The sequence below is a fragment of the Saccharicrinis carchari genome, assembly GCF_900182605.1.
Lineage (GTDB): Bacteria > Bacteroidota > Bacteroidia > Bacteroidales > Marinilabiliaceae > Saccharicrinis > Saccharicrinis carchari.
The window spans coordinates 49,557-76,427 of record NZ_FXTB01000006.1 but is presented as its reverse complement, the minus strand read 5'-3'; the positions used below and the strand labels follow the sequence as shown (position 1 = coordinate 76,427).

Sequence of the window (26,871 nt, the reverse complement as noted above, 5' to 3'; positions counted from 1 at the left end):
CATTAAAAAATATCGTATTTCCTTTCAAATATATAAACTTTTGACTAATTTATTGTCAAAATAATGACGAAATAATCGACAATAGTGAAAAGAACAATTTTACATCTGGATTTGGACACCTTCTTTGTATCGTGCGAAAGATTGTTAGACAGCCGGTTGAACCATCGCCCGGTGCTTATTGGTGGCACTTCTGACAGGGGTGTGGTGGCGGCTTGCAGCTACGAGGCACGCACCTATGGCATCCACTCGGCCATGCCCATGAAACTGGCGCGCATGTTATGTCCCGATGCCGTGGTGATACGGGGCAGTAGCGGTATCTACAGCAAATTTTCGGATATGGTAACGGATATCATCAAAGAGCGTTCGCCCCTGTTCGAGAAATCCTCTATCGACGAGTTTTATGTGGATATCACCGGTATGGACAAATTTGTGCGCAGCAGCTATATGTGGTCGCAGGAGCTTAGGCAAATCATTTTAAAGGAGACCCATCTGCCCATATCCTTTGGGCTGTCCACCAGCAAAACAGTTTCGAAAGTAGGCACGGGCGAAGCAAAGCCCAACAACCATATCCGGATTGCAGAAGGGAAGGAGATGCCTTTTCTGGCTCCGCTATCCATAAAAAAAATACCCATGGTGGGCGATAAAACCTATCATAAGCTCCGCAGCATGGGCATCGAAAAAATTAAAACAGTGCAGGATATGCCCGTGGAGCTCATAGAGCGCGTGCTGGGGAAAAATGGCACTGCGATATGGAAAAAAGCCCAGGGCATAGACAACACGCCCGTGATAGCATGGCACGAGCGCAAGTCCATCTCTACCGAACGAACTTTTGAGAAAGATACCACCGATGTAATCAAACTACGCAGCATACTGATAGCCATGGCCGAAAGTCTGGCTTATCAGCTCCGCAACGGCAACAAACTAACGGCCTGTATCACCCTTAAAATAAGGTATTCCGATTTTCAGACCTACACCAAACAAAGGCGGGTGCCCTATACCTCGCTCGACCACACCATTATTGAAACCGTATTGGATTTATTCGAAAAAATGTACGACCGACGGGTGCTTATCCGGCTTATAGGGGTGCGCCTGAGCCACCTGGTTGGGGGGAGCTACCAAATCAGACTTTTTGAGGATTCGGAGAAGATCATAAGGCTGTACCAGGCTATGGACCGTATGCGCGACCGCTACGGGCAACATGCCGTAAAGCGTGCCGTAGGAATGGAGGTGAAAAGCATAGGTGGCACCAATCCTTTTAATGGCCAGCCGACCGTGATACCGGCGCATAGGAGGATTTGAGCAGCCTTCAGTAAGCAGTTAGTTAGCAGTTAGCAGTATGTGTAAAACAGGGAGCGGAGAGTGATTTGTTGAACCTCAGGGGGCGACTTTAAGCGCCATGTAAATGTCGCGCTCTGAGTAGGTGAGCGGTGAGCAAAATAGACTCCATCCCTGTGTCTTTGGCGTAGTACTGCATAAACTTATTTTGTGCGCCATGCAAGCTCTTCCCTCTCCCATTTCCATTAAGGGAGAGCCTGTTCCGAATTTACTTCGGAAGGGAAGTACCGCACCGCAGGTGTGGGGATGGGGGTTAGTTAGGTTTGTTTCTTTGCATGAGTTTGTTTAGGGGAAAGACCTACAACCACCCCGTTTGACCTGTCCGGCTCCTGACGGATATTTCGTGCCTCAATATCATCCACCTTCCGAATGCGAGTTCGGGACAAGCTCTCCTTTAAAAAAGGAGGGGAACTGCATGGCGCAAAAAACAGATTATTTTTATGCTTTTAAATTGTCATTCATATTATAGTTTTAAATACGGGGCGCTCTCGGTGGAGGAACTTTTAAAAGAAGTTTCGCAGGGAGGGCATGCCGCCGTGGCTTTGACCGATATTAACAATACGGCCACCAGCCTGGAGTTTGTGCGCCTGGCTCCCGAACATACTATCCGACCCCTTGTGGGTGTGGATTTTAGGAATGGCGCCCGGCAGCAATATGTGGGCATCGCCAAAAATGCCGACGGATTTAGGGAGATAAATGAGTTTTTATCACCTCACCTGCATAATGGCCGGGAGTTTGAACCCGATGCACCCGAATTTGATGATGTATTTGTCATCTATCCTTTTCAATCGCAACTACGAAAATTGGAGGACAATGAGTTTATCGGCATAAGTCCGCAAGATTTGCGTAACCTGCCTTTTAATCCCTGGAAAAAGCATCTGGATAAATTGGTGATACTGCAAACGGCTACCTTTCGCAACAAGCGCGACTATAATATCCACCGCCTGCTGCGGGCCATCGACAAAAACACCCTGCTGAGTAAACTCGCCAGAGAAGAACAAGCCAGTTTCGACAATCAATATAAAAGTGCGGCAGAGCTTTTGGCCATTTACGAGAACTATCCACAAATTATTGCCAACACCCAACGTTTGCTCGATGCGTGCAGCATGGAGTTTGATTTTACAACCAATAAAAATAAAAAGCTGTTTACCGATTCGGAGGAGCATGATTTCCAGTTATTAAAACAAGAGGCGCACAAAGGGCTGAAATACAGATACCATAAAGTTACGGATAAGGTAAAAGAGCGCTTGAATAAGGAGCTAAAGGTGATCAGGGAGCTTAACTTTTGTGCTTATTTCCTCATCAACTGGGATTTGGTGCAATATTCGCTGGGCAAGGGGTATTACCATGTAGGCAGAGGCAGTGGAGCCAATAGCCTGGTGGCCTATCTGCTGCGCATCACCAATGTGGACCCCGTGGAGCTGGATCTGTATTTTGAGCGTTTTATCAATCCTTATCGCACCTCGCCCCCCGATTTCGACATCGATTTTTCCTGGACCGACCGCGACGATATCACCCGTTACTTGTTCGATACCTATGGCTGGAACCGCACGGCTTTGCTGGGCACTTTTATTACCTTTAACCATAAATCGGCCTTTAGGGAGATAGCTAAGGTGTTCGGACTGCCCGAGGAGGAAATCACGCGATTGCAAAAGGATCCTGACCCCAAACGTGCCGACGAGTACGGCCAATGGGTTATTCGCTATAGCCAATATATTGCCAATTTTCCGAGCCATGCGAGCATCCACTCCTGTGGCATATTAATATCTGAAGAGCCTATCAGCAATTTCTCTTCTACGCAGCTATTGCCCAAGGGCTTCCCTTCTACACAGTTCGATATGTACATTGCTGAGGATCTGGGGCTGCACAAGTTTGATGTCCTCAGCCAACGGGGGTTGGGCAAGATAAAGGACACCCTGACCATCATCAAACAAAACCATGGCATAGATATCGATATCAACAACACCCGATTGTTTATGGAAGACCCTCGCGTAAAACAGATGCTAAAAAAAGGGGAAGCCATCGGTTGTTTCTACATCGAATCGCCTGCCATGCGTATGTTGTTGACCAAGCTCAAAGCCGAAGATTACAAAAGGCTGGTGGCGGCCAGCTCCATCATACGGCCGGGTGTGGCCAAAAGCGGCATGATGCGGGAGTATATCATCCGCTTTCAGGACAAGGCCAAACGTGAAGAAGCCAAACGTGCCCTGCCCGAACTATATTCAATACTGGAAGAAACTTACGGGGTAATGGTGTATCAGGAGGATGTGATTAAAGTGGCACATTATTTTGCCGGGCTGGCGCTTGACGAGGCGGATGTGCTGCGCCGTGGCATGTCGTGGAAGTTTAAACAGCGGAACGAATTCGGGAAAGTACGCGATAAGTTTTTTACCAACTGCCGAAAAAAGGGTTATGCCGACACAGTAGTACAGGATATTTGGCGACAGATAGAGAGTTTTGCCAACTACGCCTTTGCCAAAGGGCACTCGGCCAGCTATGCGGTAGAAAGCTTTCAGGCGCTTTATTTAAAGGCCTACTACCCGCTGGAATACATGGTGGCTACGCTGAACAATGGCGGTGGTTTTTATTCGCCTCAACTGTACTTGCACGATGCCGTGATGCACGGTGCTAAGGTAGAGGTGCCCTGCATTAACCGTAGTTTTTGGGAGAATACCATTAATGGGAATACCATTTTTCTGGGTTTTTATCTGCTACGCGACCTCGAAAAGGAAATTGTGAAAAACATATTGGACGAAAGGGGCATAAACGGAAACTACCTCAACCTCAGGGATTTTATTCAACGTGTGCCCATTAGTCTGGAGCAATTGATTATCCTTATCCGTATTGATGCTTTCAGGTTTACGGGCATCGGCAAAAAAGAGCTCCTCTGGGATGCGCACTTTTTGTTGGGGCACAACAAAAAAACCAAACCCGAAAGAACCCTGTTCCAAACGGAGGTAAAAGAGTTTCAACTTCCGGCTCTTTGGAAACATCGGCTAGAAGATGCCTTTGATGAGATGGAGTTGCTGGGGCTGTCGATCCGCTCGCCTTTTGAGTTGATAAAAGATGAGCTCCCCTCCTCGCTCAAGGCCTGTCATCTGCCACAACTATTGGGCAAGCTGGTGCGTATAGTGGCTTACCTCATCCACCGCAAGCCCACCCGTACCTCTAACGGTAAAACCATGTTTTTTGGCACCTGGATAGATATGGACGGACATTGGATAGATACGGTACATTTTCCTCCCACCGCACAGCTCTACCCTTTCCGAGGCCCGGGTTGTTACTGCATCGAGGGAACGGTGGTGGATGAATATGGTTTTTTGAGCATTGAAGTGAGCAGGATGGAGCGGATGGCTAACTTTAGTTTGGAGAGCGTGTGATGGGGATACTGTTAAGGTGCGAAGGGGCAGGTAGTTTTTTTTCGATATCGAGATGCTGCCCGGGGCAATAAGAGGTTCTAAGAAGTTCTTTTAGTACTTCTTAGCATCCTCCATTGCTTAGTGGTAAACAGCCAGCTCTTAGTAGTTAATCATCATCTCTGCATCCTCCACTATTACCTCGTAAAAATACCCTGCTCCAAAATCTTTATTTAGATTGAGGGTTCCTTTAAACGATTGCACTTGATTAATTGGAGGTACCTGGTTGCTAGTCAGGGTAAGGTCAAATTTATCATTGTGTCCGGTGCCATCTTGCAGATGAATCCAGTTTTTACCCATGATGCTTTTGTTTACCTTCACCACTGTTCCTTTTATCTCCACTTGTTTATTGGCATACCGTTGTGGATCGGCAAAAATTTGTGCGATAGTCAACTCACCCTCTGATTTTTGGATGGAAACATCGCTGTTTTTTGGCACAACTACCTTACCCGAATGGCCGTGCGGTGCCTGCATTATAGGGGTGTTAGTAACTGCTTTTTGTCCTAAGGGAGTTTTACTGATGTTATTGATAAAATCTACCGTCTCGAAATCCCGGTTCAGTTCCTTGCTATGAAAATCTTTCATTGGCAGCCCCTTGTCGTAGTAATACCTGTCGCCGGGCATGGCTTCTAATTTGCTAACGGCCACCCATCGCTCACTTTGGTTTTCACTTACTTTTAGATAGGTGTATTTTGTGGTTTGGAGAACCTCCTGAACAACAAATACTTTTTCGTCTGTTGGCATGGCCTGCTGTGATGAGCCGGAGTTATTGTTTCTTCCACATGCTGTGATGACGGCTAGTATCAGTAAGGTTTGTAATATTTTTGTTTTAAGCATCGTTTTCAGGTTTAAATAGATTTAGTGTTACAATTATCTGATAAATACAAAGCTCCTACATTAACACAAATAAGGCGCTTTTTGTTGAAGCACTACTTATAATAAAACGTTGTATTTACTATTTGATTCAATTGAAAGGCATAATAAACCCTTATAAAGTTATTTTATTCACGTGTAAGCCCTCGCTTTGAACGGATCTGGCAAATTTTACGGCAGGTTTACCAAAAATCACCATATAGCCAATAGCATGGTCTTCCGGAATACCCATTGCCTCTTTTAATTCCGGAGCTATATGGTCGAACACAGTCTTTAAAAATCCGTTCCACAGGGTTCCTATGCCATGTGTATTGGCCAATAGTTCAAAGTAACTTAACGATATCACACAGTCAGCCATTGACGAGGCAATAGCTTTGGGTGCCGAAGCGATTATAAAGTGGGGTGCATCCCTAAAAAGTACATCTATCCCTTTTTCGTTCCAAAGGTTTTGAAAATTGCCGAACATAGCCATGGCAGGCGGTAAGGTATTTGCATCTTTTGCTTTTTTAATGGCATCGTACACCAGCGAACGTACCTTGGCCAGGCCTTCGCGATCCTCGGTGACAGAAAGTAACACCTGATTTTTATTGTGCCCCGTGGGCGCATAAGCGGCTGTTTCCAAAAGCGCTAAAACCAATTTCTTGCTTAGCTCTTCCTTTTTAAATTTACGGATAGAGCGACGTGTTTTCATCAACCTTTCCAACGATTTGGAGTTTGGAATTTCCCCGTTTACAGGAATGCTGTCGTCCGGATCTTTACCCCATATGGACAAGGCCGCCGTTGGGCAAACCGCCAAACAGTGTTGACATTTGATACAATTTTTTTCTTTCCCTTCTTTTATTTCAGGAATTCCTTTTTTTCCATCGATAATCAATGTTGGACACTCCTGTGAACAAATCCCGCATTGGGTACATTTATCTTTGTTGATTTTAAAATCTATCATTTAAACTGTTTTTTGCTATTTAAATAACTTTGGCAAAGGTGATAAAAAAAATGAATCAAACGAAGCTGTGCTAACCCGTACTGCAATTACAAGTTGATTTTCTGATTTTAAAAGGAGAAAGCAGGTATGCCGGATACCGGTTTTGGATCTTGTAAAATAAACAATATTACTTTTCTTATAAAACGTATCTTAAAATTTAAAAAATAAGCACTATTTTGCATTCCCATTTATTATGCCCATTTATTAGGAGTTATATGGACACGATTGATTATATAGAGAGAAGTACCAATAAGATTAAAAAAGAATATGTAGTTGCCAAAGGAGCATTAAGATGGCTGTACTATACCCCCGGTGGAAAAATTACACTGCACATGCTTTTAAAGCGAAAGCTTGCCTCTACCATAGTGGGTCACTTTATGAACAGCCCCCTATCGTACAACCAGGTGAACAAGTTTATCAAAAAGCACAAGGTCGATCTGTCTCTGTACCATGACGAGGGAGGGTATAAAACTTTTAATGAATTTTTTCATCGGAGAATAAAAAAAGAAAAGCGACCTATAGGAGAAGCCCTGGTATCGCCAGCAGACGGTAAGTTGTTGGCGTTTCAGAACCTGAGCCACCTGCCTACTTTTTTTATCAAAGGATCGGAGTTTGCCCTGCACGAATTCTTGAGCGACGAGCATTTGGCCGAAAAATATAAGGATGGCTCAATGGTTATCGTGCGCCTGGCACCAACTGATTATCACCGTTACCATTTTCCGGTAAGTGGTTTGGCCACCGAAAGCAAGTCGCTAAAAGGTAGGTATTTTTCAGTATCGCCGGTAGCTATGAAAAAAAGCATTAAGATATTAAGTCAGAACCGGAGGGTGTTTAACCTCATCAAATCCAAAGAGTACGGCGATGTGTTGATGGCCGAAATTGGTGCCACTTTGGTCGGCAGCATCGTGCAAACGTATAAACCCAACAGCGTGGTGAAAAAAGGGGACGAAAAAGGCTATTTTGCCTATGGGGGTTCAACCATTGTGCTCATCTTTGAAAAAGATAAAATCACAATTGATGCTGATTTGCTCAAAAATACAAAAAGACATCTGGAAACGGAGGTTAAAATGGGAGAGACTATTGGAAGATAGTGTTTTATAGTATTTATTTAGCAGTAATCATACAAGCTGGTATGGCCAGCCAAATAATTTGTTGTTAATTTATTTGGATCTGCTATATCTGACTCTTCAATTAGAGATACAAAAAAACTACCGCGCTAACAGATCGTTCATATTATACGATCTCATAAGACAACTTGAGTCGTAGTGTTAATAAGTTACGCTATTAAGCTAAGTGAGATGCAAAGGTAGGTGGAAAAATTAAAGATGATAACTATTAATAGGGTGTTTTTGATTGTAGCCACAACATCTTTTAGTAATCCTGATATAACACTGACTCGCACATTGCATTTAGCATAAGCTATTCCCAATTTAGTCTGGTATTTAAAGAAATTTAGGCCGGCACATTCATAATATTTTTATTGCAGATGAAAAAATCTGAGCTATCGCTTTAAGGTTGATCCGGATGTAGTAATAGAATCGATGAATGTGTTAGAGCCATCATTGGATAGCCCATTATATGGAAGAAAAGCTGATAAGCTTGGATTGTCATTATTATCGAAAAAGGTTAAAGGCTTGTGAGATTTACAGCTGGCAGCAATCGTAAAACCATGGAGGTGTTGCCCAAAATGGGGTGTGTCACTAAAAATAACACTGTGCTAAAACTTGCCATAAGTGTTGAGCTACACAGAAATCCTAAAATAAATGTCACACTAAGACAAAAGTCATTGGTGGTAGTTGGTGGTCAGCAAGTTACCGTGAGATCTTGATATTTGATAGACCCCTAAGACTATAAAAGAAATTGATGTAGCTGAGGATAAAAGTAGCAAGAAAGAATAGGGAATTAGAGGCAATGTGGCGTTATGCAAAGTGACCACCAAAAGAAATAAAATTGCCAGCTATGTAACGATCATTGCCAAAAGAAACAGTTTAATAGATGTGACCAAACACAACAATAAACGGACGCAATAATTAATACAGATCCAATAAAGTAAGATGAAATTTGGACACGATAAAGCTCCCCTGCTCGTATTTGTTGATGGTAAAGGAATGCCCGGCAATACGTTCAAAATCATCAATCCCGCAACCATCGAATCCACCATTGTAGCGAAAGTCAAGAGGCAGCCGATAGACATGCGGCCAAAGCTGTACATGGTGCTATACCCATAAGGCTTTAAAAAGAAAAGAATCGGATAGTAAAAGTGTGGAATAAATTGAATAAAACAGGATGTCTCTTTAAGATAATCTGTTTTTATTTAGGTTTTGATCTTGCTTTTTTCATTTCGACCCAAAGTATCCAATGTTCTGATTTACATATATATCCACATCTTAAATTTCGATTATGTCTGTTATTTACGTGTTTGGCACCGATTCAGGATATTTCATCAAAACAGCGTATATTCTTATCCTTATATCCTTGACATTTTATTTTTAAAGGCGTTAATTATAGTGCACTTATACTAAAAGTACTCATACTACAATAATTAAATCCTTCCGTTATGAAACGTATTTTTACCCTCGCATTAATTTTAATGGCCTTTTTTTGTGTAAAACCTATCCAAGCCGCAGATTTTGGTGGTACGGTATCTGCCAACACAACCTTAACCCAGGCTAACAGCCCCTATAACATTACCAGTAATGTTACCGTCAATGCCGGCGTCACCCTCACCATCGAGTCGGGTGTCGAAATCCGTTTTGGCAGCAACATGTATTTTGTGGTCAGAGGAACAATGAATGCCACCGGAGTTACCTTTACAGCCAACACAGCCTCTCCCTCAGCAGGCTTCTACGATGGTATCTATGTTAGTTACCAGGGATACCCCGACATCGGCGAGGTAAACCTCGATGGCTGTACCGTGGAATACGCCAGGCAACTCCATGTGCGCAACGGCTCGCTAAATCTGACGGGCTGTACGCTTCAAAATTTCAGCGGCTATGGCGTCGATGTTTATAACAAAGGGATACTCAATATAACAAATACCACTATTACAGGCGCAACTTATCCTATCTACTTTAGGGATACCAACGGTGGCAACTTTAGCTCCGGCGGAGGCAACTTACTTACCGGAAACTCCAACGACTTTGTGTTCATCAACTTCAGAGACATCGACGAATCCTTCAGGATGTACGATATGGGGATTCCGTATTATTACGATTCCGAATTGCGGATTACCGATAGCGGTACATTAGTTATAGACCCGGGTGTGCAAGTTCAAGGAAACACAGGTGCTTTTATAAACGTTAATGGAAGGATAAGTGCCGTAGGGGAGGAGAATAACCCCATACTGTTTACAACCCGAACGGGCAATACTTATTGGCTTGGACTTAATGTAAACAATTCGGCCATTGACCTGGATTGTGTTTTCAGAAACTGCATTTTTGAGAATGCCACTTATAACCATCGGCCATATAGTGCCATGGGTATTTTTGATGCTTCTCCTACCATCGATAGTTGTTACTTTCGCAATAATGCCTACAATGTAGAGATTCAGGGACGGAGCTTACCCGGTTTTTCCAACAACTCCTTTGGAGCCTCAAACCAAACAGGGGCAAACGCATATAGTATTAATACAGACTTAAACGCCGAGCCAACTTTTACCAACGATACCTTACACTTTAACAATACCGAAGCCCGTGCCATCGGTATTTTAGGCAACAATGTGGTCAACAACGGTCATTTGAAGCAACTTGATTTTGTGGGCATCAACAATATTACCTACCTCCTGGTTTCCGATGTCACCATTACCGAAACAGGTTCGCTGGCTATTGATGCAGGGGTGGTTATAAAAACAAACGATCATAGTTACGATTTGATTGCCAATGGTGCCCTTACGGGGATCGGTACCGCTGAAGCACCCATCGTTTTTACACATCGTAACGACGATAATTACGGCAACCCGGCCGACACGTACAACAATGGAGGTGGGGCTGCTATTGCTCATTCCAATGCAGGCAGAATAATGCTCAACAGCAGTGCCCTCTCAACACTCGACAACTGGCATATCCGTTATGCGGGCTATAGTTCCGGTTATTACGGTGTATATGTGCGTAACAACAATGTCATCACCAATTCAACCATTAGCAACAGTTATAGAGCTGTGTATTTTGCGGAGGACGCACAGATAATCAACAATGTATTTGAGGATATCGATTATTATCCTGTTACCCGTTACGTAAACGAAGGCAGTCCCGCTTTAATCAGCAACACCATCAATAATGCCAACACCAATGCTATAAATATCGCTGGCTTTGCCACCGATACGGTTACACTGGCTCCTATGGATTTTGCGGGATACGGCCAAGTGGCCTATCTTATCGAATCTGACAAAGCCATCCCTTCAAATGCCATCGTTAATGTTGCGCCGGGAACCGTGTTTAAATTTAACGGATCGGCCAGGTTAACTGTCAATGGCGGTCTTTCAGCTATTGGCACGGGAAGCAATAAGGTGGTGTTCACCTCCATCCACGACGACTCGGCGGCGGGCGACACCAACCTAAACGGTACCGCGAGCGCACCGGCGGCCGGTAATTGGCACGGAATATTTTTTAATGACGGCTCACTGGACAATATCAACAAGCTGGAATTTTGCGACATACGCTATCTATATTATGGGCTTACCATAAACAACTGCTTTGTGGATATGCTATCCTCAACAATGAATTTCTCCACTACCAACGGCCTCTTGATCTATGGCAGTGCCAACCCCAACGTGGCCAACAATCAATTTTATAATTTGGGTGCAGAGCCTATCCACATGGATATGTTTGCATCACCGGTTTTTTCGGGTAATACAGTAGCTAACGTGCCCAGGATGGGTATCAGCTTAAATGGCCAGACCGTAAGCGGAACAGTTCCGGTGCGAAACTTTGCCGGCATTGACACCATAACCTACGTAATAAACGAACATATGACGGTAAACGATCATTTAATCATTCCGGCCGGACTGACGTTTAAATCCAATACCGACAGGAGATGGTACGTTAACGGACGGCTTGATGTACAGGGTACTGCCGATGCTCCGGTTGTATTTACCTCTTATCAGGATGATGCTTATGGCAATCCCCGCGACCTCGAGGGCAATGGCCTGGGAACGCAATACGAAAGAGGCTCGCATATTTATTTCTACGATGGCAGCAACGATAATAGTACCATCAACTATGCCATTTTCAGGTATAGCGAAGATATTGCTATCCGTTGTATCAATGCCTCTCCCACCATCCAAAATACGCGTTTCGAGCAGTTTAATCGTAGTGGTATATTACTTTCGGGTATAAGCACCCCAACGATAAATAATTGCACCTTCCATAATATTGCCTATCCTTTGCAAACGTCCCTTACGTCATTCCCGGCAGCACATAGCGGAAATGTTATTTCCGGCAGCACCGGAAAAGGCATTCGTGTTTCTGACGAAACACAAACACAAGACGTTACGGTAAGCAAGAAAAACTTTGCGGGCATTACCAATATCCCTTATATCATGGGCAACTATACCATTGGCACCGGATCGGTGGTTACGGTTGATCCCGGCGTGGTGTTTAAGTTTCTTCAATATGGTTCTCTCAATGTTTACAAGGGTTTGTTGACCTTGGGAAATGCCGGCGAAAAGGTAGTCTTTACCGCCAATACGGATGATTTTTACGGTGGCGACACCTATAATGACGGTGATGCCAGCCTACCCAACAGATGGCATTGGTATGGTATCCATTTTTATAACGAAGCAATAGATGCCCAGTGCCAAATGGAGCACAGCATCATCAGACATGCCTCGTATAATGCCGGCTCAAACAGTAGGGGAGCCGTTACCGTAAACAATTCTTCTCCTACACTTACCGATTGCTTGTTCGACAACAATCTGTACGGTATCGTTTCGCGCAATACCTCTCAACCTGTCATCAACAATTGCGACTTTATCAATTTTGACCCCAACTCGGGCTTTTCTATCTATAACCTGACCACGGCAAATAATATAAATGCCATTAACTGCTGGTGGGGCGATGCCACCGGCCCTTACCATGCAACACTCAACGCATCCGGCTTGGGCAAGGTAGTTTCGGATGGGGTAACCTTTAGTCCCTGGAATACCATATTGGGTAGCCCAATTCTCGGGGATGTGAGCCTCAATGGAGAGATAAAACCTTACGATGCTTCGCTGGTGTTGCAGCATACGGTGGGTAATATTACCCTGTCGGCTACTCAGCAAGGTGTGGCTGATGTTTCAGGGGATGCTTCCATATCCAGCTACGACGCTTCCTTGATATTGCAGTATTCCATTGGCTTGATCACCGATTTTAACAATGTGCCACCTCCCGCGGCAGCATTAAAATCTACGGGGCCAAAGGGATTAAGTATTACAGGTACGGATGTTCAGGTTACGTCATCTCTTTTTGATGTCACGCTACAGCTTACAACATCGATGGATGAGGACATAAGGGGCATCGATATAAAATTGGCCTCCAATCCTTCACATATCAAGCTGATCTCCGTGGAAGGATCCGATTTGCCAGGGGACATCATGATAGCCAATGGATACAACAGTTCTTCGGGCGAAATATCCCTTTCGATGGCATCGGCTCATAAACTAAACTTCGATAGAACGAATGTTAACCTTAGGTTTGAGATGCTCGACGACAACATCCCAAGCTCCGTTATTGAGCTGATGAGCGCTTCCGCTAACGAAGCAAGCACCATTATTCCATTGGATATTGAAGTGGTTTCGCCCATTTCTACCTCAGTTGACTTGCCGCAGGGTGTGGATAAGCTAAATGTATGGCACAACAACAATGTGCTTTACCTGGATATTGCCACAGTAAATGCACTGCCCAACTCAACCGTTACAGTGACCGATTTGAGCGGTAAGAATATTCATCAGTTCGTAATTGAAGATATTGAATCCGGTATACATAGCTTTAACTTGCCGATAAGCTCCGATGCGGGCAGTTCCGGCATTTATCTGATTACCATCAGAAACAATGACTTTACCGTAACCAGGAAAATATCGGTGAAATAGTGTTCACTTAAGGGAGGTCTGCCATATCGGCCACCTCCCTTTATTTGTTGTCGATGAGTAAGACTATTTAAATTATAAGCTATGGATAATTATTACCAACATATAAGACTGATGATTTTGGGAGTATTTATATCCCTGAGCATGAGCTCTTTTTCGCAAACAATCAATTTTAGCGTCGAAGGTAAAAGTGTAGAAGAGCGCGATACTTTTGTTGTGGCCGTGCAAGCGGATAGCAACCTGACCGGCGAAGGTATCTTTGCCTATAGGTTCCACATTACCTACAACGCAAACTATCTGGAGTTTTTGGGGGTAGAGGATGTAGGGGATATCCTGACGGGGTGGGGATTACCCACAACAAACCTGGTTTCACCCGGAAATTTGAGGCTGGCCGGTGCAGGTGCCAACGCCCTGACGGGAACCGGGGATGTTATTTATCTTAGATTCCGAGCCACACGACACGGGAATACCTATATTGGGTTTAACAACGCCCAAAGTTATTTGAACGAGGGAGCGCCCGCATCAGCCTATACAAGTGGTTATATAATTGCGTCCCAGCGTTCCTTTCCTAATATTTCGCCCGATAGCGGACAGCTTTTTGTGGGCGACGAAATTACCCTTTCGGCCAGTGGTGGCCTTGAACCCTATACCTTTGGCAGCGAAAACACAGCAGTGGCACAAGTGGTCAACGACAATACCCTGCGTGCCATTGGGCCGGGAACCACACGGGCTTATGTTACTGACAATAATGCAGAAACAAATTATACCACAGGTGTGATGGACGTGAGGGCCATACGCATGTCTATCCCCAACGATCTTACCGTTTATCCTTCACAAACCGTATTGGTGCCGCTACAAATCGAAGTGGCTCCGGGAACCCAGGTATTTTCGGGTACGATTGAGTTATCTTATCCCGGGGGTCTCACGCCCGCTGAGACACCGGTTCAACAAGGCGATTATTCCATATCCGTGGAACGAAGGATTCATTCCAACAGGGTTTCTTTGTCTTTTGCATCGGGAACCGGTATAGCCGGCAATGGCGTTTTGGTTTACGTACCCTTTGTAGGCATAAGTCCGGGCAATCAATATATCAGTTTTCAAAGTGCGATGTTCAACGAATCTTTATTGTCATTTGTTACCAACAATTACGTACAAGTCAACACCTTGCCCAACTTAACCATATCCCCTACATCGGGTTCGCTTATGTGGGGCGAAACGATTAATATGAGCGTTAGTAATGGCAACCCACCCTACAGCTATTCTGTTTCTGATGCCAACGTGGCTTCAGTGGATGCCGCCGGTGTGGTCAGCGGTTTGAGCGGTGGTACTTTCACCGTGACGGCTACCGACAACGTAGGAGCAACGGTGACGAGCGGAACTTTTACCGTAAACGACCATACGCTGAGCATTAACAATACCGATGGCGATTTGGACAATGATACCCGGGTGGCCGTAAGCACATCCCAACTCCCCTCCGGGCGAAACATTTTTAGCTTTGAAGGAGAAGTTACTTTCCAAACTCAATATTTGAATTTTGTGGGCGTAGAAGCAGCCGACCCCGGTATGTTAATCGAAACTACGGTGGATGGGAATACTATCCAATTGGTAGGTGCCGGATCGAACCCCATTTCATCGGGCAATGTGTTCTATCTGCTTTTTAGAATTAAGAATGCCCTATCAATTTTTAGCAATACAGCGGTTAATTTTAACGGCTTCACCATAAATGAAGGTAATATAAACTCTGTTTTGGCAAACGGAAGGGTTACCCGTGTTGAGCAGGCCAGCTACAGGCCGGTGGCTGATGCGGGCGCCAACTTTTCGGTAGATGAAAACACCCCGGCGCAGCTGGATGGTTCGGGTTCTTATGATAACGATGGCGATCCTTTTACCTATTTATGGATAGCCCCCGCCGGAATTACGCTCGACGATCCAACATTAGTCGATCCTTCGTTTACCGCCCCTGAGGTACACCAAAACACTAATTTCACTTTTAGTTTGGTCACCAATGATGGCACAAGCAATTCGGATACCTCAAAAGTTACGGTCACCGTTAGGCAGATAAATAAAATGCCCGTAGCCAATGCTGGTACCGACATGTCGTACCCCGAAGGCAGCAATGTATCCTTAAACGGCACGGGCTCTTTCGATCCGGATGGCCAAGCCCTTGTTTTCAACTGGCTATCGCTCGACGGCGTTGTTTTGTTCAACTCCAATAGTGCTACTCCCACCTTTATTGCCCCGGCAGTTCAAACGGATTCAGACTTTCGCTTCAGCCTAACCGTAAACGACGGTATCGTGGATTCGCAAGCCGATACGGTGACCATCAAGGTCCTTCAGGTCAATCAAATCCCACTGGCCCATGCCGGCGTGGATCAAACGGTTAACGAGCGGGACAATGTTCAATTGAACGGTTCGCTTTCTTCCGATCCGGACAATGACGATATCACTTATTTATGGACAGCCCCGCCGGAGGTAACGCTGTCATCCAACACTGTGGCGCAGCCAACTTTTACCGCGCCAAGTGTGCGTTTAGATTCTATCCTGGTGTTTACCCTGGTGGTAAACGACGGACAGAGCAACTCCTTGCCGGACATGGTAAATATATCGGTAAAAAATATCGACGTACTGAGCAGCGATGCAGATATCATCAACGTAACATTAGCCGATTTAGAATCGGCTGATATCGATGCCGGTGCGGCAACAGTAGCGCTGCACATGCCTTATGGTTACGATGTGCGGAATATGTCGCCGGACTTTGAACTCTCTACCTGGGCCACAATAACGCCTGACGGAGGGACCAACCGGGATTTTGCGATACCGCAAAATTATACGGTAACTGCCGAGGACGGTTCCACTACCAAGATATGGACGGTAAGCGTTCATGTTCCTCAACATACGCTGTCGAGGTCTATCGCTTCGGGCTGGAACATGCTTTCCTTGTCTGTTACACCGCCCGACTTTGGTATTGATGAAGTGCTGTCGAGCCTTACTTTTGCGAATCTCGACTATATAAAATCACCCATGGCTTCTGCAACCTGGTACAGCGGATACGGCTGGTTCGGTGATTTAAAAGAACTACCTGCCAGCCTTGCCGTCAGGCTCAAAAAAGCTACGGGCGGCACCTTGCAGCTTACAGGCAATGAAATCAACCCAACGCTCACCGGCTTACCTGTAGTGTCGGGTTGGAACAGTTTACCTTATCTTTTGAAGGCAAATGCAGATATTAACGATGCTATTTTGCCGGCATCCATCCCCAATGGCGATGTGCTGATAAAAGGTGAAGGTGGTGCGTCTATTTATTTCCCCGGCTCTGGATGGGTGGGAGATTTGCAAACCATGGAGGTGCTGCACGGATATAAGCTGAACCTGAAAAACGCGGGTATGCTCCGCTACGATGCCGCTGCGTTAACTACGGTGCCACCTGCCCCAAAATTAAAGAAAGCAACGGCCACCAACGGTTTTGATAATGAATATGAGTATTCCGCCACGCTTGTTGCGGAGCTGGTGAATCAAAACGGGCAAGCCATAACTTCCGAAAACGATATTTTAAGAGCCTATAGCGATGGTGTTTTGCGCGGAGAAAAAACAGCTGACCCTGTTGGCAACACAGGACGGTACATCTTTGTGCTCTCTTATTACTCCAACAACAATGGCGAAACCATCAACTTTAAAGTAGTACATAATGGCGTGGAAAGAGAGCTGAATTGGACGAAAGAATTTAAGTCCGATGAAATTACCGGAAGTGCCTCTGCTCCCGAGAAGCTGGTTTTACCAATCGCGACGAGTGCAAACAACCCGTTTGGAAATGGAACCATCAGCTTATCGCCCAATCCGGCAAGCAGTTTCATCAACATCAGTAGCGATATGGAAGTATTGGACATTAGCATCTATAGCGCTACCGGATATAAGGTGATGCAGTGGAACGAGCTAAGTAGTTCCGGCAGGCTAAACATAGCGCATCTGCCCAATGGAGTATATTTTATCGAAGTCGCAGTAAGTAACGGCGTTCATTTGCATAAATTTATTAAAACCACCAAGTGATGATAAAAAAATGTTATTCATATCCGTCAGAGGCGGGCAACACACAATCTCTTGCCTCGAAAAGTTTATACAGGTGGCTTTTGCTTACCTTCAGTTTATTCCTATGCATCAATTTAGGAGCTACCCTGCAACTTCCACCGATACCTTCGGTGGAAGATTTTAACCGATTATACGAGTATAATTCAGAATATGCCATCAGGGTCAGTCTCGATGCCACGTTCCTGGAGTCTGGCGCCATTGTAGCTTACGTGGATGGGCAGATAAGGGGTGCACAAACCCAGGCAGACGTATTTCCACCCACCGGAAATAAGGTGTATAAATTACGTATATACAGCAACAGTGCTTCGGGTGAAACTGTCTCACTCAAGTATTATGATATCTTTAACGATAAGATATACGATTTGACCCAGACCATCCCTTTTGTGGCGGATGAAGTGCCCGATTACAGTAATCCGGATATCTTTAACGCATTTTGCCCCACACCGGTAGCCGCAAACTTGCTACTGCCGGCAGGCAATGCGCAAAATGTTAACGACAGGGCTACCTTTTCGTGGGAAGGCTCTGCGGCCAATACGCATTATGGTCTGTTATTATGGAAAGATGGGGAGACCGAACCGACCGTTCCGTACTATACCGGCATCAAGGGGACGAGTACTACGGTTTATAACCTCACCGCTGCAAGTACCTACAACTGGCGAATCATTTCGTACAACGGTTGCGATAATACGGTCAGCGATGCCTCTTCTTTTACTGTGCGTGAGCTGCCCGACTTGGTGGTGAGCAGTATTACCACGCCTGCCAATGTGGAGTCGGCTACCAACTTTAACGTACAATATACGGTTCAAAACCTTACTGCGGGAGCTACCGTCGAAAGTAGTTGGTACGACAGGGTTTTTATTTCCCAAAATAACACTTATGAGCCAACAGACCTCTATTTGGGCAGGGTACTCAATTCAACAACTCTTGCCGGGAATGGTAGTTATTCCAACAATCTGGATGTTATGCTTCCGGCCGAATACAGTGGCACTTACTACATTATTGTGGTGTGCGATTCTTATAATGCAGTCAAGGAAACAGATAACTCAAATAATACTACAGCACAGTCGGAGGCACTGATTGTTACCCAAAAAGCTTTACCCAATATTTCGCTGGCCAATATTACGGCGGACAAAAGCACCGTGCAGCCCGGCGACAGCATTACGGTATCCTGGACTGTTGAAAACAACACGGGGGTAGCAGCCATAGGTGGATGGAGTGAAAAAGTTTCACTGAACACCCAAACCGGTCTCAAAGTACTGTTGAACGGTGCGCCAAAATATGCGGCCGATTTGGGTGCTGGCGGAGCTATTGTGCGAAGTGCTAAATTCGCAATCCCAACTTCTCTACCATTTTCAGGCGATACCTACCTCGAAGTGGCCTTGTTCCCTAATCCCGCCTTGATTGAAGAACCGGGCGGAGCAAGCAACAATACCCTGGTGTCGGCTTCAGCGATAAATATCGGAAGCCAACTTTTCATATCCCTACCGGCCTCTTCCTTGCCCGAAAACTCCACTTCATCCCTACGGTGCAGGGTAAGCAGGAGCAGCAATCCGGCCACACCATTAACGGTAAACCTAACAAGCGATGTAGCCGGACAAATTACAATACCCGCTACGGTAACAATACCCGCAAGCAGTTATTCTACCCTATTTTATTTATCAACTATCGATAATGACATTTTGGACGGCACGCGTAATGTTCAAATTACCGCCAGTGCTACTGCACACAATAGTGCCGTGGCCGACTTTGCGGTTCACGACAACGAAGTGGTAGCACTAAGTGCGAGCTTTAGTTCGGCCACGGCCGACGAAGGCGATGTGCTGACTTTTACGGTAACGCGAAACCTGGTTACCGACCAGGCGGTTACAGTAAACCTTAATGCGACAAGCAATTCGCAACTTCAATTTGAAAGGCAAATGACTATTCCGGCAAATCAACCTTCTGCCGAAATTCAGGTTACCGTTATCCAGGATGATATTGCCGAGTTGAATGAAGAGGTGTTTATCAATGTAACCTCACCCGGTATGACTTCGGGTCAAGCGGGAGTGATGGTAATGGATGACGACATCCCAGGCATAGAGCTGGAGATACTTACCGATTCCATTTCGGAGGGCGGCGGCCCTTATGCCGCATGGGCTATTGTGCGAAAAACAGATGCAGAAGATAAGCATGTGAGAGTAAAGTTAAATGCCAATGTGGCCAACGCTTTGTTCTTCCCAACGGATATTACTTTGCCTTTGGGAACAGGGGAGAAGAAGTTTAACCTGGGTGCCATCGACAATGCTTTGGTTGATGGAACCCGGAAGGTTATTCTTACGGCAGCCATATACTTGCCATCTTGCAATTGTGTTACCACGGCTACCAATGGCGGAACATTTTCAGACACCATCAGCATTATAGATAACGACGGACCCTCCTTGTCGCTGACATTCAACCCGCTTTCGATGGCCGAGGGACGAGCCGATGCAGGGCAAGTTACGGTTACCCGGAACACGCCTCCGGACGTGCCATTGACAGTTAACTTATCGCATAACGATCCCAGTGAGCTTCAGCTACCGGCGACGCTCACCATACCGCAGGGCCAGCTATCGGCATCTGCTACCATCTCTACTGTAAACGACAACGTGGAGGACGGAAACCAACAGGTGACCGTGACCGCCGAGGCGGATGGTTTTGCCCCGGGGATAGGCTGGGTTTATGTTACCGATCAGAACAAACCCGACCTGGAACCGCTCGGATTGACCTTGACCGACGATACGGTGGTCACCGGTCAACAAATTGAGATTAAATGTGAAATTGCCAACCACGGATTTGCACAATCGCCAAGCGGCGTAGCCGTTGAAGTATATCTGTCGAAGGATGGATTGGTGGATGACAAAGATGAGGTGTTGGGGCGTTTTGAAATTCCCAACCCCATAGCGCAAGGTGATTCTGCCGAGTTTTGGGAGCTGGTTACAGCCCCCCAAAAAACAGGCGTATTCAATGTGCTACTCAAAGTAAATCCCCAATCCAGCAATACCGAACTGGTTTACATCAACAACCAAACAAGTCCGGTAGAGATTACTTTGATACCGAACTACAGCGGTATGGCCAGTGTTGCGGAGGAACAGTTTATAGCCGCTCAGGGTATTACCATAAGCGGATCGGCAACTTCTACCCAAGGCGAGCCTATGCCCAATGCACTGTTGGATGTGTATCTGATTACCAATGGTATCCGACAGGTAATAACGGTTACCACCGATGAATCCGGTGATTTTACCACTATATTTGAGCCGCTTCCCGGCACATCAGGCCATTATGTGGTTGGTGCATGTTACCCCGGTCAGGGCTTGAGCGAGGTACAGGATGAGTTCGATATTATGGGAATGAAACGCAGCGGGCCCAGAAATCTGGTGTGGGATATCCTTTACAATGTGGACAACACAGGCACCTTGACGATGCAAAACCTGAGCAATGTGGACCTGACCAACGTCGTCTTCACGCCGCAAAATATACCCGAGGGTTTCGAGCTCAGTATCGATACCATAGATGTGCTGCCTGGTGCAAATACCGCACAGTTTAACTATACTTTGGTAGGTACCGAGTTGACCGAAGGGAACGATTATCTTCAAGTTCCTGTTATAGTGAGCAGCACCGAAGGTGTTGTACACGAATTTACACTTTATTACTATTGCCAGGCACAAGCCGGTCATATTAAAGCTATGCCTGCCAGTATCAATACCACTATGACGAAAGGCGTACCGCGCCTGTACGAATTGCTCATCTATAACGATGGTGCAGGGGAGACAGGCGAAGTGGCCATCGACATACCCGATTTTGACTGGATGAATTTGGTTACGCCAGATACCTTGACCACTATTTTATCGGGCGATACGGTTGCCATAGTGTTGCAACTGACCCCGGGAGAGGATATTCCACTCAACACACCCATATCCGGTAGGATTGCCATTAACGTGGCCAACGGCAACAGCTTGGCCGTTCCGTACAGGATAGAGGCGGTATCGGAAGAAACGGGTAACCTCGTGGTGGATGTGGTGGATGAATATACGTATTACACGGATGAGGCGCCCCATGTGGCCAATGCCCGGGTAGTGGTTCGCCATCCGTTTACCGGAGTCACTATTGCCGAAGGCTTTACCGGCGTGGATGGTAAGTTTACCGTGAACGACATTCCGGAAGGCAATTATCGTTTGTACGTAGAGGCGGATAAGCACGAAAGTTATCAAAACATCATTTTGATAGATCCGGGCAGGACTAACGAGCAGAGTATATTCCTCAGCTTCCAGGCCATCACTTATACCTGGGATGTGGTTCCAACGGAGATAGAAGATGAATATCAGATAGACCTGATTATGGAATTCGAAACCAATGTTCCGGTCCCTGTGGTGACCATTGAAATGCCCAAAGAAATGCCGGCGCTCATTGGTGACGAAACATTTACTTTTCCGGTAACACTTACCAACAAAGGATTGATTACGGCCAATGATGTGGAGCTGACTTTGCCCACCGACCCCGAATATGAATTTATCACGAACTATACCACCATTGATTTGTTGGCACAGCAAGCCATTCAGGTTCCTGTTATCATGAAACGGAAAGATAGCTCCCTGAAATCGAGTGCTGGAGCGCAAGCCAGTGGAGGTTGTACCGATTATGTTATAGTAGTGTACTCCTGGGTATGCGGCGACAACGGTCGTTGGCAGCAAGGAAACGCCCTGTTCACTTACACCGGGCGCAGCTGTCCCGGCGGCGGTGGTGGTGGCGGTATCGGTGGTGGCCTGGGCGGTGGCGGCTGGGGCGGCCCGGTCCGTGGCGGCGGTAGCGGTGGCTACACCTCATCCAGTGGCACACCCACCATCTCTACGGCAGCAGCAAGCTGCGACGAATGTATCGAGGCTTTGGCAGTTAATGCGATAGGATGTCTCGGACCCTATGGTAATGCTTTTGCCTGCGGTTATTCTTTTGCCGATGGCATATCGCTAAAAGATGCAGTAATGTGCGGTTTGGGATTTACACCTATCGGTTGTCCTTTGGCTATACTAGATGCATTATTCACTTGCTATGGCTCGTTCGGAGGTGGACCCGCCGGTGGGTTTGGAGGATTGGCCTACCCGCTCAAGGGTGCACAGGCCAATACGATTCCCCCAATCATAAAGCAGGCGGCCAACGACTTGCAATATGTCCAATTCCAGATTGATGCCACATTTAATTATCTCGACCAATACTTTGGTGTCTTTGACTGGAGAACCAAGGAAAGTATCCGCGATTTTGCCGATGCAGTAGGTACTTTTATCGACAGCGAAAGTATGATAACTCCTCCTGCCGTGCTGGACATTAAAAATGCCATGGACGGAGCGGACATTACCCCTGCCGAAATTGATGCCTTTGTGTTAAGATGGAACACTACTTTAACAGCCTGGAACGCGGGAGTAACCTCGCCGACAAGCGAGTATCCCGATATTGTGGATAAAGCCGAGTTAAACAAAAGTGTGGCCGACATACAAACCGTTATCGATTACGCCGACGGTAGAGGTTATGCTTCTATTGACGAGATGTACGACGATAGCATGGTGACTATTGAAGAGCAGATAGATGAGAAGCGGGGCAGCGTTTGTGCTTCCGTAACCATCAAAATTTCGCAAAAACTTACTATGACACGCGAGGCCTTTGAAGGTACGTTGACCATAAGTAACGGTAACGAAACAACGCCCATGCAGGAAATTAAGCTTGACTTAGAGGTTAAAGACGAGAACGGGATATTGAGCAACGACTTGTTCGAGATTGAAACCAAGGCCTTGGACATCTTAACCGGTATTGATGGAACGGGTGTTTTGGGCGCTAACCAAAAAGGTAGTGCCACCATTCTGTTTATCCCTGAAAAGGGTGCAGCACCAACCGTTCCGAAGAGCTATTCGTTTGGTGGAAGTTTCTCTTACCTCGATCCGTTTACCGGGGTAACGGTTACAAAACCTTTATTCCCTGTAATTTTGGATGTACACCCATCACCCGACCTTACATTGCATTACTTTATGCAGCGTGATATACTGGGCGATGATGCCTTAACTCCAGATGTGGTAGAGCCCATTGTTCCGGCAGAACTGGCCGTGATGATAGAAAATAACGGCTTTGGAACGGCTAAAAACGTGAAGATAGAATCGTCACAGCCCGAGATTATTGATAACGAAAAGGGATTGGCTATTCATTTTGAGCTGATAGGTTCTAATTTGCAGGGGCAACCCAAGCAACTGGGCTTAATCGACATTCCGTTCGGCAGTATTGATCCGATGAGCACTAAGATAGGTCAGTGGTGGTTCACCTCCGACTTGCTGGGGCACTTCATCAATTACGAAGCGCACGTAACACATCTCGACAGCCGTGGCAACCCCGACCTTAGTTTGGTGAGCGGTGCTTATTTGCACGAACTGATCAGGAGCATACGTGTGTATGGTGCGCAGGATGACGGTATAAGCGACTTCCTGGTAAACGAGATACAAGATTCGCACGAAGTACCGGATGCCATTTATATTTCACAAGGGCAAGTGGTGCTCGATGTTGAAGAAGCAACTAACGCCGTAGCTACGGGCCAGCCCACTACGGGCACAACCAGGCTATACGCCACGCCGGGACATATCGGTTGGAATTATCTGAAGATTAATGATCCGGGAAAAGGTTCGTTTACCATCGAAAGTGTTACCCGGGTTAGCGACGGACAGGTCATCCCATTGGATAATATGTGGTTGACCCATGTTACCCTGCCCGATGGCAAGGAGCCCGTTTACGAAAACAAGCTGCACTTTGTGGATAACTTCCCGTCCATGCAAACGCAGGAATATATTATTGCCTGGAAAGTGGATGTGGGTAGCGCACCCAAAATAGTTTCTATAGGTGGTTTGCCTAAGGCCATGGTGACCGAGCAGGTGAATACGGCAACGGTAACTTTCAACAAGCCGATGGATGGATCGACCTTTAATTACGAAGACCTGGTGTTGAGGCTGCAAGGTGGAAACGATCTGATGAACTCCAGCGTCAGCGTTACACAAACCGATGCATATAATTTCGAGATTGACTTGAGCACACTGACCACTGGTGATGGCTATTATGTGCTCACCGTTCAGGCCAATGAGATATATGACCAAACGGGCGTAAGTGGAACGGTTGGCAAGCACGGTTCATGGACTCAATTCCTGGGCGCCCCTGCCATTGTAGAATTTACAGGGCTGCCAACTACCTTGTCAGGTCCACCGTTCAACGTGCTCGATATAGAGTTTAACCTACCGGTTGACATGGCCACCGTGCTTCCCGCAAGGTTTGCCATAAGCCGAAACGGCGAAACGGTGGAGGGTAACCTGACGGTAACGCATGTAAGCGGGGATACACTCTTTACCCTGTCGGGCTTGGCCGATTACATGGCGCAGGACGGTAACTTTGAATTATCGGTTGATCTTACAGGCATCGTTAGCCTGGCCGGTACGGCAGGTTTGATACAACAAAAGGTAGGGTGGCAGGTAGATACCACGCCTCCAGCTATTGTTGAGGTAAGGCCGGATGCGTCCAAAGGATTTGATTGGCAACATTACGCCGATTTTGAAGTTGAATTCTCCGAAGGGGTCACCAACTTCAACCTGGACCAACTTGAGCTTTGGAAGGATAACGTGAGACAACCGCTGTCACAATTGCATCTGGACGAGTTGAATGCCAGCACCTACTTGCTGTCGCAGTTTAGGTTACTAACCTATTACGAAGGCGAATATAAGCTGGTTATCCATGCCGAAGAGGTAACCGACAGTGCCGGTCTGACAGGTACAGCGGCATTTGAATACGAATGGACCGTGAACCGCGATCTGCCGGCTCCTGTTGAGAACCTGCGCATAGCGCCCGATTTAGGTTTCTCGGATACCGATGGCATAACGTCAACCAAGGAACTGTCGGCTATAATGGATGTTACCGAAGCCGGAAATACGGTGGAATTGTACCTGAACGATAATGGTACGATGACCCAGCTGGCCGTCCGATCCAATGTTCCGGTGGGCGAATTGACTATTCCGTTTACCCTGCCAACGGGTGGGCATATGCGGATAGAAGCGTACAGCGTGAACGAAACGGGTAGTCCGTCCATCGTTTCCTTACCGGTATTTATCGACGAAGCGCCATTGACGGCAGTGATAATAGGTTTACCAGCCGGAGTTAGCGAAACACACCCCGATCCTGTGAGTATTGTATTTTCCCGAAATATCATGGAGAGTACTTTAGGTGCCGAGCTCTTTAAAGTTTACCATAACAATGTGGCCATAACTATGCCCGGTATTACCATCACACAAGTTTCAGATTCGTTATTTACGTTAAGCGGATTGAGTTTGCTACCGCTGGCCAATGGCAACTACTCCATCGAAATGGATATCAGGAGCTTGCAAAAGCAAACCAGCGGCCTAAAAGGTGCCCAGACGACGAAGAGTACCTGGCGACTGCAAACCACCAACAGGGCACCTATTGCTAATGCAGGCAGCGACTTGTTAATCACGCAATCCGGCACGTATCAGTTGGATGGTTCCGCATCCTCGGATCCGGATAACGATAATCTGGTTTATAAGTGGTATGCACCGGATGGTGTTGTGTTGGACGATGCCACATTGATGAATCCCGAATTTACCGTGTCGGGCGCTACGGCCAACAAGGTTTACACCTTTATCCTTTCCGTTGACGATGGTAAGGTAGTGCGTACCGATAAAGTAGATGTAGTGGTGCAGTTGCCCGTTAGTGCCGATGATAAGGTTCAGGATACTTACATCACAGTATTCCCCAATCCGTCAAAGGGTATGGTGTACATTTCGGGTGAGGTGGATAAAGCACACCGCATTCAGGTGTTTGATATGAGCGGCAGGTCGGTTTATATTTCCGGACCGAGCGAAGAAACACCGATGCAACTTGATTTGAACCATCTGTCGAAAGGAATGTACAACATCCTAATATTTATCGACAAAAAGGTAATATCGAAGAAAGTGGTGATTTTACCATAACATCTGGTTCAAAAAATCCGGAACTGTAAGGTGGTAGTTTAGGTAACGGTTCTTTGTTTGCATGACGCGGGCAAAGAACCGTTTTTTATTTTATTCCGGCATATGACA

At 46.2% G+C, this 26,871-nt stretch carries 8 protein-coding genes; 6 read left to right on the top strand and 2 right to left on the bottom strand.

All coding sequences use genetic code 11. From position 1 onward, the window contains the following. Positions 1-84 precede the first annotated feature (84 nt). On the top strand, positions 85-1,299 hold the full coding sequence (dinB, locus tag FN809_RS11900) for a DNA polymerase IV (RefSeq protein WP_142533753.1): 1,215 nt from the start codon (positions 85-87) through the stop codon (positions 1,297-1,299). Between the two features lie 476 nt (positions 1,300-1,775). Further along, positions 1,776-4,715, top strand: coding sequence for a DNA polymerase III subunit alpha (locus FN809_RS11895; RefSeq protein WP_142533752.1), 2,940 nt, complete (start codon positions 1,776-1,778; stop codon positions 4,713-4,715). A 138-nt stretch (positions 4,716-4,853) separates the two neighbouring features. Here FN809_RS11895 and FN809_RS11890 read toward each other — a convergent pair whose 3' ends face one another. Next, complete coding sequence (locus FN809_RS11890; RefSeq protein ID WP_142533751.1) at positions 4,854-5,588, bottom strand: hypothetical protein; 735 nt, start codon at positions 5,586-5,588, stop codon at positions 4,854-4,856. Positions 5,589-5,739: 151 nt separating this feature from the next. After that, the gene (locus FN809_RS11885; RefSeq protein WP_142533750.1) at positions 5,740-6,567 is read right to left on the bottom strand and encodes a nitroreductase family protein; all 828 of its coding nucleotides are present in this window, start codon (positions 6,565-6,567) and stop codon (positions 5,740-5,742) included. A gap of 254 nt (positions 6,568-6,821) precedes the next feature. Between FN809_RS11885 and asd the strand changes: the two genes are divergently transcribed. From asd to FN809_RS11865, 4 genes are all read left to right on the top strand, one after another. Further along, entirely contained in the window at positions 6,822-7,697 is an 876-nt protein-coding gene (asd, locus tag FN809_RS11880) for an archaetidylserine decarboxylase (protein WP_142533749.1), read from the top strand. Positions 7,698-9,163: 1,466 nt separating this feature from the next. Then, positions 9,164-13,672 (top strand): T9SS type A sorting domain-containing protein, encoded by a 4,509-nt coding sequence (locus tag FN809_RS11875; protein ID WP_142533748.1) that lies wholly within the window; start codon positions 9,164-9,166, stop codon positions 13,670-13,672. Between the two features lie 81 nt (positions 13,673-13,753). Next, the gene (locus tag FN809_RS11870; protein ID WP_142533747.1) at positions 13,754-17,710 is read left to right on the top strand and encodes a PKD domain-containing protein; all 3,957 of its coding nucleotides are present in this window, start codon (positions 13,754-13,756) and stop codon (positions 17,708-17,710) included. Next, positions 17,710-26,763 (top strand): CARDB domain-containing protein, encoded by a 9,054-nt coding sequence (locus tag FN809_RS11865; protein WP_142533746.1) that lies wholly within the window; start codon positions 17,710-17,712, stop codon positions 26,761-26,763. Before FN809_RS11870 ends, FN809_RS11865 begins: the two co-directional genes overlap by 1 nt. The last annotated feature ends 108 nt before the right edge of the window (positions 26,764-26,871 follow it).